The sequence below is a fragment of the Gelidibacter mesophilus DSM 14095 genome, assembly GCF_000423005.1.
Taxonomy (GTDB): Bacteria; Bacteroidota; Bacteroidia; order Flavobacteriales; family Flavobacteriaceae; genus Gelidibacter; species Gelidibacter mesophilus.
In genome coordinates this window covers 1-11,115 of the sequence record NZ_AUHD01000026.1, presented here as the reverse complement: position 1 = coordinate 11,115, position 11,115 = coordinate 1, and the positions used below count along the sequence as shown (strand labels likewise).

The window sequence follows — 11,115 nt, the reverse complement described above, 5'->3', positions numbered from 1 at the left end:
TACCCGTAGAGATAGAGCTTGAGCATGTCCGTCGAATGGTAGGGAGGCCTTCCCTCTGAATTGAGCACGTCCCTGAAGCCCAGTTCCTCCATTGGGAGGATATCCACGAACATATCAACGGTACGCGCCCATGAATCATGACCTACGCATGACTCAAAGTCCATCATTATCAATTGATCCCTGTTAAAACCTGTTATAAAATCCATAACATTAAGATAACCAATATCTTAAAGTGATCTGGGCAATGCGTTAAAAGGAAATCAACAAAGTTATTAAGAAAGGGAGGTTATTGCGCAGTCTGACGTTTAGTATAACCGCAGTTACGGATAAATATACGAGGTTTTTCGGTTAAGCACGGAATTTAGCAATTACGCGTGGATTCGGACGCAGTCGAATCCGCCGTAATTGCGGTTATACAGTGTTGTAACACGTTTTTATTCCCAGTATTCAATTTCACGAAACTCAATATACGCTTTTTCAAATTTCTTTGAGCCTAAAGAATTTTGCTTTAAAAATACAGTTCGTTTAATCCAATTGCCATATTTATCATATTCATATTCATATTTTATTTCTTGGTCAATTTTAGAGTTTGCGAACTTTTTATAGTCGGTAGGATTGTAATATTTATCGTAGTCATTGATTTCTTCCAAATGTTTACTCTCATCAGGATAAATAATAAAATCTGAACGAGAAATAATTTTATCATTTTCCCATTTAAATTCTGAAATATATTCGGTTGAATGTACCTTGTAACTTGACATTATGAGATTGCCATTTTGTGCGTACTTAAAATTATTTGCTATTTTATTTTCTTCATTTCCACTTTTATCTATTTGAACCTCTGAAAGTAGGTTATCGGCTTCGTCAAATTCTAATTTATGTACATAATGAATAGTGTCATTTCTTTTAATTTCGAAGCGTTTTTTTATTCGGTCATTTTCATCGTAGTAAATTACATTGGTTTCGGCAATACTATCGTTAAGATATGATTTGTGAGTTACAATATTATTTATAGAATCAGTTAAAGTCACTGTTCTAAAATTGCGATTTGAACCAACTAATTCCGTATTACTCTCTATGAAGTTATCCTTATCATCATATTCGTATTGTTCTATTTGTGTTGTATCTCCAAATGTCCCAAAATACTCAACTCTTTTTAAACCTCCGAAATCCGTAAACTGAATTTTTGATTTTTGACTTTTTTTATCGATTTCATCATTCGCTTTGAAATTTGCTCTGAATTCTGATATTGATTTTACATTACCAAATAAATTCCTTTCTTCCCAAGAGTTTTGGAATTCAAAATATACCGGCTCACTATCAATTCCGTTCGTTTTATTTTCTTGACAACTCGAAAAAAGCGTTAGAAAAAATATAAGGTTAAATGTTTGTCTCAATGTTTTTTTTAAATGTGTTACAACGTTTCGTGTATGAGCAGTGGCGTGGTTCGTCACGGACAGTTGCAAACAGGTACTTGACATTGGAAAATCCGCAGGAATTTCCAAGTAGGCGAGGACAAGCCATTGCTTATACACATTGTGTGTGCCCAGTATGGGCATCTTTACTTACTGCAAAGTAAGATATTAATCTAGAGGGTGCAAGTCCCTTATGCGCTTGAGTAACGTCTGGAAGCATTAGTAAGTCGCAAGGGTGTTGACCGTGAGGTCATATCTGAAGAAAGCGAAACTACAAAACTCGGTACTGACGAACAGGAACCGTATACAGAGGCATTTATGCAAGGGTAAGCAACCACATCATTGTAACGCCCCAAGAATACCAAAAGTGCATATATGTAGATACGGCAGGAATCGAGTGAAAGAAGATGCCATTACCTGGGGAGGTCTCTATAACCACGAGTTGGCATAATGGAGAAGTCAGCAGAAGTCATAGTACTTATAGGAAACGAGCTGTGAAAAGAAACCACAGAAGCCTCACAGATAAGGAAGGACCGAACATTAGATTATGTTGGAATTTGATTGGGAAGCCTAGCTAGCCCCATCTTCGCCCAACAGGAGTATTTACATTTATTGACCCTATGATTGAAAAGGTATTAGAAGCAAAGAATCTTTATAAGGCGCAGCGTAAAGTTGAGCGCAATAAGGGAGCGTGCGGAGTAGATGGTATGAAGACAACGGAATTAGCTGCTTACATAGCAGAACACCGGGACGACCTTCTATCTTCTATACGTACACATCGCTATGTACCAGACCCGATCTTAGGGGTTTCCATTCCAAAAGGTATGGGTAAGACCAGACTTTTAGGGATTCCAACAGTAGTGGATCGATGGCTACAACAATCGGTAAACCAACAGTTGATGGTTGAGTTCGAATATGAATTTGAACCGTTCAGCTATGGTTTCCGCCCCAATAAGAACCTTCACAAAGCAGTACTACAAGCCCAACAGTATATCAATACTGGCTATCAGGACATTGTAGATATTGATTTACAGGGGTTCTTTGACGAGGTAGACCATATGCGATTACTGCAACTTATTTACAACAAGGTAAAATGCCCAACGACCTTGCGTCTAATCCGAAAATGGCTACGAGCGCCCATACGTATTAATGGACGGCTGGAGAAACGCCGAAAAGGAATACCGCAAGGAAGCCCTTTGAGTCCATTGCTATCTAATATTATGTTAGATGTACTGGACAAGCATATGGAATCGAAAGGACTGCGCTATGTGCGTTATGCGGATGATTTTAGTGTTTACACTAGGAGCAAGACCGAGGCAAAAAGGATAGGTAATGAGCTGTATATCTTTTTAAGGGATGCACTCAGGTTACCTATCAACAAAGCCAAGAGCGGAATTCGCAGACCTGTACATTTCGAACTGCTTGGACACGGTTTTGTACCTGTCTACAAAAAGGGAGTAAAAGGGCAGTATCAATTAGTTGTGTCACATAAGAGTTGGGGCAAGTTTAAACGTACGTTAAAGAGTATCACCCAAAAGACCAAACCTATATCGCTGTTAGAACGTCTTGGACGACTCAATGAAGTCTGTCGGGGATGGATTAACAACTATCGGCTGACCCAGAGTTATGCTAAACTTAAAAAGCTAGACACTTGGTTAAGAAGCCGATTGCGATATTGTATTTGGCACGATTGGAAAAAGCTGGAACGTAAACGTAAAAATCTTATTAGATTGGGAATAGAACAAGGGCAAGCGTATGCTTGGAGTAGAACCCGAATGGGAGGATGGGCAGTAGCCCAAAGCCCTATTTTAAAAACTACCATAACCATTTGCAGACTCAAACGAAAAGGCTATAAACCGCTAGGAGATTACATCGATAGAGCACAGACTTTAATCTGGTGAACCGCCGTATACGAGACCCGTACGTACGGTGGTGTGAGGGGTGCACTCCGTCATTTGATGGCGGAGCCATCCACTCGATTGTAGCACGTTATTTATTCTTTTTTTTCATCGTCGAAAAATGGTTTTTGAAAATCAGGGTCACTGTACCATTTCGATTTTATTTGGTATTTCTCCATCAAATTTGTAACTTTTTCAAATGTAGGAAAGACCGTAAGTGGTGTTGGTTTTAGAGTGCCAATTTTTGCTTTTGTTATCCGATTATTCTTTAGGTGTTTTTCAAGTTTTGGAATGCTTATTTTTTCTCCATTAAGTGTGATTTTTGATTTGCTAAATACAAACACTGAAATCTCATTATCAATATCGGAAGTTGGGTCTAATTTATTTTGTCCAAAAGAAATTACTGGAAACAAAATTATTATTAAAATACACTTAATATTCATCATGCTTTAAATTGAATTAGTTTTAATTTCGTTATTATTTAAAAGTTTCCTTCGTTATAAAAGGGTTAACGGTTTTCCTGTCTGGGGAATGTGCTACAACGGTTTTGTATATGGCTTGTAGCGTGTAAATTAGCGATTATTTTTCGGTTTAAGAACAAGCCAAATTTTAAATTTTACTACCTATTTTTTATTGGAAAGTTGTCAAATTTAAAAATTTGGCGACTTTCCAAATATGCCTTAACTTTGAATTAAGCAACTGCCAAGCTATGAGCTATATACAGTGTTGTAGCACGTTTTTTTATTCCTCTCAAATCGGTTTTCTTTTTCTAATTCCGATATAATTTCGTTTAATATATTATTCAATTTTATTAATTGTAAACTGTTATTTGTTTTAAAATTCAAATTTTCATTTTCTCCAGTCAAATCGAATATGTCGAATTTCTTTTCATATTTAATTTTTCCGTCATTCAGGATATAGTTCCGAAAGCAAGAATGAGAAACAGTCCTGTAAGTGCCTTTGTCTACTTGATATCTTTTTACACTTTCAGCTTGTAATTCAGTTGTATTATTTTTTAAAAACTCAGTTGGTTTAAAGTCGAAAATTTCGATAATATTAAATTCACTGCAATTGTCAAATTTTTGAACGTATGATTTATTTTCGTCAGTCCAAAAGATATATGTGTTATTTATTGCAACACAGTTTTTGCAATCTTTTTCATTCGACATTTTAATTCGGTCTTCTCCAACGCAATTTTTTTTAAGCCCGATATAACTCAACTTTTTAGCATCAAAAGCTTTCGTTATACTCTCAAATTCATAGTCCGATATGTTAATTCTTTCGATACTTTTTTTTGAAGCACAAGAACTTAAAATTAGGACTAATATGAATTGGATTGTGATTTTCATAAATGTGCTACAACGTTTATGTGTAAGAATAGTTGCGGTGGCAAGCACCTAAAATACTAAACAATGACCGAGCCTGTGGAAATTCCGCAGGAATTTCCAAGTAGGCGAGAACCAAGCAATTATTTTTACACGGTGTTGGCAACTGGCTTTTATTTCGTTTTTGGTGTATCTTTCAACAGAATTAAACTTCTTGGTTCTCTTCTTTCTATAATATTGGAGATTCGTTTTTCAACAAGTCCTTTTCTACCATCTTTTGGATTTTTTTCTCTGCCGTTCTTGACATCGATTGTTGTCATTATATTGACAAACATAATATTCTGTCCTCTTCCTGTTTTTTTTTCTAATTTCTCGATATCTTCTTTGGCTTTCTTTTTATAGCCATAATATTCAAATGTTTCAAAACATTCATTTTGGTGTTTACCTTTTAATTTTAGAAGAGATTCCTCAATTATTTTCATTACAGAGTTTCCAAATTTTATAGTTTCCATTTTCGTTGGAATATATCCTTTATGAATAACTCCATTTCTAAATGGAATTTCACTATTAGGTTTTAATAGTAAAGGTTCTTCTCCGAATACTTGTATATAAAGCATTATGTATGCTCCAAGTTGTCTTTCTGATTGACTTGATATTTTTTTCCAAGATTTATCAATTAAATCAAAATCATTTTTAGATGATCTTAATATTGTTTTGATAAAAAATTCAAAATATCTTTCCATTGCGGAAGTTAGTGAAGAAACTGATTCACGATAATATCCATCAACAATAGCATTCAGTCCATATTCAAATAGAATTTCAAAGTTGATATTGTCAATAACTGTTTTTGATTTATGACCTTTTAAACAAGTGAATTCATAAATACCGTTATTGTTGACTTGTTCAAATGGTGTTGGTATTGAAGTTCCGTCAAATGTTTTATCTTCTTTTTTGTCGACTTGTTTGACTACACAGTCAAAACAAGCTAAATCTAATAACATCATATTTTATTCGTTCCGTTTTTCAGCTTGTTGCCAACGGTTTTGTGTATGATTTGTGGCGTGTTTAAGCAACTAATTTAGCAAATAAAAACCGAATAGAAAATCCGCGAGGATTTTCGTAATTAAGCTCGAACTAGCCATTAATTATACACGGTGTTGCCAGTAGTTTTTTATTTTTCCGCTATTCCGCTATTCCGCTATTCCGCTATTCCGCTATTCAATCAGTTCAATAAATCTCGTTAAAGAAATAAATCAAAAACAAAGGAAACCAAATTGAAAATAATATGTAAAGATTGCTAAACAATCTCATTTTTTTGCTAATTGTTTTATTCCGCTCTATTATTTTTTCCGCTCTTTTTTTAAATGTATACAAATAGGTGTTAATTCCAACTAAAATTAGGTAAAGTCCGAAAACAGAGTACGGCAGAAATTTTTTGCCAACAATCGTGCTCAAATCAGTTACGAAATAAATGATTATTAAAATCAGAAGTATGTTAGTGCCTTGACAAAAAGAAATTATAAAAGTCGGAAACGCTTCAGGGTCAGAATCCAATTTTTTTTGCTTTTCATAATGATACTGGAAGAGGTCATCATAAAATTCCGTTATCCTATTCAATATCATATTATCAATTCGATTTCGGTTTTGTCAAATTACTGGCAACGGTTTTGTGTATGATTAGTGGCGTGTTTAAGCACCTAATTTAGCAAACAAAAACCGAATAGAAAATCCGCGAGGATTTTCGTAAGTAGGCGAGAACCAGCCATTAATTATACACGTTGTTGTGGTGTCGTTTTTATTGTCAGAATATCCATTTAATTGCTGTTATAAATCCAATAATTATTAAAATTCCGATTATTATTAATATTCCAAAAAATATAAATCCACCAATTTTGTCGTTAAACGTTTGCTTGTGCTTTTCCCTTTTACTTTTCGGTTTATTTACTCTTGGTAAAAATTTCGGAACATAATTAGCTTTCTTTTTACTATCAGCTTCTAATTCCGTCAATTTGTTTTGAGCAAATTCCGAAAGTTTGGATTTGTCTCCACGAAATACAATTTCTTGCAAAATTTGATATCCAGAATAATTTACTGATTTTTCATAAATCTCAACACATTTTTTGATTCGGTCTTCAGTTGGTTCAGTCAGAATCCAATATTTTCCAGCAGAGTCCAAAAATCCGCTTTCATAATATAATTCAGCGAGTTTATTCCACAATTGAGTTTCGTTTGGATTTTCCTGAATTAAATTCCGTAATCTGTCAGACGCTTTGAATTTCAGTCCGTTTTCAACTTCAAAATCAATTTTTTCTAATTTTTTTTTCAAACTCACAATGTTTCTCTTAAATGCACCACAACGTTGTTGTATATGGTTTGTTGCGTGTTTAAGCACCTAATTTAGTAAATAAAAACCAACTAGAAAATCCGCGAGGATTTTCGTAAGTAGGCTAGAACTAGCAATAAATTATATACGGTGTTGTGTGTAGTCTTTTATTCCGTTTTATTATTTTTCCAACCTATATCAACAATATCAAATGTTTTAGTTTCTTTATTCAGTTTGTATTTTATATAGTTTCCTTTTAAGCAACTATCAGATTCTTTTTGTGTTAACAACCAAGAAGAAATGCTAATAATATTCTCATCACTAAAATCGTAGTCATAAGTCATTTCATTTTCTTCTAATAAATCTATACAATTAGTCGAATTATTTGAAAGTAGTTTATATTGAAATTCACTAAACCAATTTACCATTTTAGTTGGTGTGAGTTTGTTATTCCTAAAACTATATGTTTGTATATCATTTCCATCTCCAACAATATCATTTGTTACAATAAAAAAGTCATTTAATCCAAAATCATATATTGATAATGTCCAAAATCCATCAACAACTTGAATTCCGATTGTATTTGGTTTAATATATTTGATGTTGTTGTACATTTCAGTTGAATCAATTAAATAATTGTTATTCTCTATGAAATCTACTGTTTTTTTTCTGTCTTTTTTACTCCATTCCCAACTATCCATTGTCGATTCAGGTAATATTTTAAGAATATTTAGAAGAGTCTTATGTTCGGAATAGTTTATATTAATTGTATCCTTAAATTCTATTTCTTTTTTCGATTCAAATTCTGAAGAGTTGGTTGAAGTTTGGTTCACTTTTATTGTGCTTTCCTCAGTAGATTTAACCTTAGAATCACAAGAATAAATTCCAATTATAAAGATTATTAATATGTAAATTTTGTAGTTCGTCATTTTTTTAGATTACACACAACGTTTAGTGTATGAGGAGTGGCGTGGTTCGTCACGGACAAATGCAAACAAGTACTTGCCAGTGGAAATTCCGCAGGAATTTCCAAGTAAGCTAGGACAAGCCATTGCTTATAAACATTGTTGGCATTAGTTTTTATTCAGCATTTTCATTAAGTAAAGGTCAAAATTTTTCGCCCAATAATCCTTTTCTACCCTTTCTAGTTTAAATCCCAGCTTTTCATAAAACTTATACACAAGTTGAGTTGTTCTGACGATTATTGTTTCAATGTTCGGATTTTCGTTTATATGACTAATTCTATATTGAGTTAATTTCTTTCCGATTCCGTTTCCTTGCGAATTCGGGTCAATCATATCCCAAGAAATTCGAGCGAGTTTTTGTTCCGTAAAGTAGTTAATTCCTCCAGCTCCAATAATCTCAGAGTTTATTTCGCAAACAAAATAATCTTCCACTTCATTGTCAAGATAATTTTCAAAATCCTTTTCTTCTGAAGAGTCAAAATATTCAGGCGTGTTTTTTCGCAATAATTCAATTATTTTGGGTTTATCCAAATTTGAATATTTTCTTATCATTCCTTATTAGTTACGATTTTTTTTTTAAATTAATGCCAACGTTTAGTATATGAAAAGTAGGCGATTTCGAAACACGAAACTTTCGGTTAAGCACAAAGTTTGATACGAGCCACAAGCCTTGAATTTACTACTGCTTCGCCTATTTTTTATATACATTGTTAGCGGTTCGGGCTTCTTTAGTTAGCATTGTTTCATAGCTGTTTATATACCATATTGTACATATCAAATCCGTCTGCCCAAAAGCCCTTTTTAATTTCAAACAGTTCAAAACCTTGTTTCTCGTAAAATTTATAAGCAACTTGTGAAGTCCTAACAGTTATTTTTCGGATGGTTTTAATAGATTTTAATTTATCTATTCTATGTTTTAATAGTTTTGTTCCTAAAGCTTTTCCTTGATAGTCGGGATGAAATATATCCCAACTAATTTTGCCCATAGTTTTTCCGTCTGCAAAATTGATTCCACCACAACCCACAATTTTATTGTCACATAGTAATACATAATAGAGTTCTCTTTCGGTCTCTAAATATTTTTTTAAATCTTCTTCTTCATCAACAGCAAAAAACTCAGGCGTATTCAGTCGTAACAGATGAATGATTTCATTTTCATCTGGGTCGACATATTCTCGAATTGCTATATTGGATGTCTTTTCTTTAAACAAGAGTCTTTTTATCTTTAACTGTTAGCGCAACTCCGAGTATTAGGAAAGTCAAGAATATGGGATACAATACAAAAAATGTTGTGTGCATTGAGGTTAATGATAAGCCTACTGCTAAAAACATATGTAGGCAAGCAATTACAATCATTCCTACGGTTCCGATGGTAAAAAAAGGATGAAAATTTTTCATTTTACTGTTGTTTTATTTGTTAATAATTATTTTAGATTCGTAACGTTTTTTTTTGCCTGACCGCTAACGGTTTTGTATATGAGCTGTGGCGTGATTCGGCACAGACCTTTCCTGATAAAAACTGGCTTTGGAAAATCCGCAGGGATTTTCCAAGTGAGGACAGACCAAGCCATAGCTTATATACGGTGTTGGCAAACGTTTTTTATTCAGTTATAAATATTTTCTTATTAGCAATATCAATGGTAAGTATCTCACCCAGCCATTCTATACTGGTTTTGCCTTCATATATTAATCCGTCAACAAAGGCAACATCTAAACTTTCCAGTTTACATAATTTATTTACTGTGTTTAATTTCGATAACTTACCAATGTAATAATTATTTTGCTTTTTAAATTCGCTGGTAATAGGTACTGTTTTGAAATCTTTTTTATCTAATGCAAGTGGTTCAAAGAGTTTTGAACTAAACCAAAATGAATTTTTTCCTGCACCGCTATCCAATAGTATTTGGATTTTCAAAGTGTTATTCAATTGTATGTATGTGAAAATATCAATGGCTTTTCCTGCGTAATCTGCTATTTGAATATCAATGCTTTTTTCGTTTTTTGTAGGCTTATTGAAAAGGATTTTTTTATTGATATAATCAATAGTAACAGTTGTGTTTCTGAAGGGTTGTAATGATATAAGACCGTCTATATCTCCGAAATCTAAATCTATAATGGCATATTGTTGATTGTCAAATTGCCTATTATTGATTTCCATACTTGTTGCATTATATAGGTCAACATTCAATTCTTCACCAGTTGCTCTATGTCCCACAAAAAAATTATTTGTTTTTTCATTTGTGATTTTATGAGAAAATTTTGTAAAAATAGCATTTATGCCTGCTCCTGTGTCAAAAATGAATTTACCTTCCACATTATTTACTTTTGCCTTAATGATAATATGTCCACTTTCATTTGTTTCAAAAGGGATTTGTGCATTCGCATTTGAAGAAAAGGATAATAATAATATAAAAAGGATTGTTATTTTAAATACTTGGTTTGTCATTGTTGTTTTTTTAAATGTTTGCCAACGTGATTGTATATGGTTTGTTGCGTGGTTTAAGCACCTAATTTAGCAAATAAAAACCGAATAGAAAATCCGCGAGGATTTTCGTAAGTAGGCTATAACTAGCAATAAATTATATACGGTGTTGTAGTGCGTTTTTTAATATTCGGTTACTGAACTCCAATTCTCTCCTTTTTTTATCCTATGAATTTGTGTGTCGGATACTCCAAAACGTTTTGCAATCATATTTATTCGAGTTCTTTTATTCTTTAATTGGCGTTTTATAATTTTTACTTTACCCTCGTTTAATTTACCAATGTTTTTACTTCTTTTTTCAACGATTTCTTCCCAATTCGGATTGTTAAATTGATGAAGTTCTTTTTCTCTTTTGGTTGCCCATTTTAAGTTTTCCACTCGATTGTCGGTTTTGTCGTAATTCAGGTGGATGACATAAATTCCGTCGTTCCGCTCAAGAAAATGTTCAGCCACAAGTTTGTGGACGTATCTGCTGGTCGATTTTCCGTTCCGTTTTTGTTTTAGCGGAAGATTTTGATATCCGTTGATGTATGATTTTTTAACTTCAAATTCGGTTTCGTTTTTACAGTTTAAAATTCGTCCGTAATTTGAGATTTTGAACTGTTCATTTTCCGCAATTCCATCGTCAAATTTGACCCTTTTCCATTCCTCTTTCCAATAGTTTCTTATCATCCTAAATGTTTTTCTCAAATGCACTACAACGTTTA

11 protein-coding genes and 1 pseudogene are annotated in these 11,115 nt (G+C 33.2%); 1 reads left to right on the top strand and 11 read right to left on the bottom strand.

The features are described from left to right. Both G525_RS22575 and G525_RS0117275 read right to left on the bottom strand, forming a co-directional pair. A pseudogene (locus tag G525_RS22575) lies at positions 1 to 206 on the bottom strand (IS1182 family transposase); the annotation flags it as partial. A gap of 228 nt (positions 207 to 434) precedes the next feature. Further along, the gene (locus G525_RS0117275; protein WP_157491969.1) at positions 435 to 1,397 is read right to left on the bottom strand and encodes a hypothetical protein; all 963 of its coding nucleotides are present in this window, start codon (positions 1,395 to 1,397) and stop codon (positions 435 to 437) included. Positions 1,398 to 2,035: 638 nt separating this feature from the next. Here G525_RS0117275 and ltrA point away from each other — a divergent pair. Beyond that, complete coding sequence (ltrA, locus tag G525_RS0117270) at positions 2,036 to 3,316, top strand: group II intron reverse transcriptase/maturase (RefSeq protein WP_027127260.1); 1,281 nt, start codon at positions 2,036 to 2,038, stop codon at positions 3,314 to 3,316. Between the two features lie 92 nt (positions 3,317 to 3,408). Here ltrA and G525_RS0117265 read toward each other — a convergent pair whose 3' ends face one another. From G525_RS0117265 to G525_RS0117215, 9 genes are all read right to left on the bottom strand, one after another. After that, positions 3,409 to 3,759, bottom strand: coding sequence for a hypothetical protein (locus tag G525_RS0117265; RefSeq protein ID WP_027127259.1), 351 nt, complete (start codon positions 3,757 to 3,759; stop codon positions 3,409 to 3,411). A 261-nt stretch (positions 3,760 to 4,020) separates the two neighbouring features. Continuing rightward, positions 4,021 to 4,662: a hypothetical protein gene (locus G525_RS0117260; RefSeq protein WP_027127258.1), complete on the bottom strand. Its 642-nt coding sequence runs from the start codon at positions 4,660 to 4,662 to the stop codon at positions 4,021 to 4,023. A 149-nt stretch (positions 4,663 to 4,811) separates the two neighbouring features. Beyond that, positions 4,812 to 5,642, bottom strand: a complete 831-nt coding sequence (locus G525_RS21925; RefSeq protein ID WP_051210003.1) for a hypothetical protein — start codon at positions 5,640 to 5,642, stop codon at positions 4,812 to 4,814. A 797-nt stretch (positions 5,643 to 6,439) separates the two neighbouring features. Then, on the bottom strand, positions 6,440 to 6,964 hold the full coding sequence (locus G525_RS0117245) for a DUF6584 family protein (RefSeq protein ID WP_157491968.1): 525 nt from the start codon (positions 6,962 to 6,964) through the stop codon (positions 6,440 to 6,442). Between the two features lie 164 nt (positions 6,965 to 7,128). Beyond that, positions 7,129 to 7,890 (bottom strand): hypothetical protein, encoded by a 762-nt coding sequence (locus G525_RS0117240; RefSeq protein WP_027127255.1) that lies wholly within the window; start codon positions 7,888 to 7,890, stop codon positions 7,129 to 7,131. Between the two features lie 144 nt (positions 7,891 to 8,034). Next, the gene (locus G525_RS0117235) at positions 8,035 to 8,478 is read right to left on the bottom strand and encodes a GNAT family N-acetyltransferase (protein ID WP_027127254.1); all 444 of its coding nucleotides are present in this window, start codon (positions 8,476 to 8,478) and stop codon (positions 8,035 to 8,037) included. 191 nt (positions 8,479 to 8,669) lie between these two features. After that, entirely contained in the window at positions 8,670 to 9,137 is a 468-nt protein-coding gene (locus G525_RS0117230; protein ID WP_027127253.1) for a GNAT family N-acetyltransferase, read from the bottom strand. 389 nt (positions 9,138 to 9,526) lie between these two features. After that, positions 9,527 to 10,372: an aspartyl protease family protein gene (locus G525_RS0117220; protein ID WP_027127252.1), complete on the bottom strand. Its 846-nt coding sequence runs from the start codon at positions 10,370 to 10,372 to the stop codon at positions 9,527 to 9,529. A 159-nt stretch (positions 10,373 to 10,531) separates the two neighbouring features. Next, complete coding sequence (locus G525_RS0117215; RefSeq protein WP_027127218.1) at positions 10,532 to 11,080, bottom strand: HNH endonuclease; 549 nt, start codon at positions 11,078 to 11,080, stop codon at positions 10,532 to 10,534. Positions 11,081 to 11,115: the final 35 nt, after the last annotated feature.

Coding starts and splice junctions, on each gene's coding strand:
- G525_RS0117235 (WP_027127254.1), bottom strand. CDS start 8,478: ATGATAAGAAAATATTCAAATTTGGATAAACCCAAAATAATTGAATTA.
- G525_RS21925 (WP_051210003.1), bottom strand. CDS start 5,642: ATGATGTTATTAGATTTAGCTTGTTTTGACTGTGTAGTCAAACAAGTC.
- G525_RS0117260 (WP_027127258.1), bottom strand. CDS start 4,662: ATGAAAATCACAATCCAATTCATATTAGTCCTAATTTTAAGTTCTTGT.
- G525_RS0117220 (WP_027127252.1), bottom strand. CDS start 10,372: ATGACAAACCAAGTATTTAAAATAACAATCCTTTTTATATTATTATTA.
- G525_RS0117240 (WP_027127255.1), bottom strand. CDS start 7,890: ATGACGAACTACAAAATTTACATATTAATAATCTTTATAATTGGAATT.
- ltrA (WP_027127260.1), top strand. CDS start 2,036: ATGATTGAAAAGGTATTAGAAGCAAAGAATCTTTATAAGGCGCAGCGT.
- G525_RS0117265 (WP_027127259.1), bottom strand. CDS start 3,759: ATGATGAATATTAAGTGTATTTTAATAATAATTTTGTTTCCAGTAATT.
- G525_RS0117215 (WP_027127218.1), bottom strand. CDS start 11,080: ATGATAAGAAACTATTGGAAAGAGGAATGGAAAAGGGTCAAATTTGAC.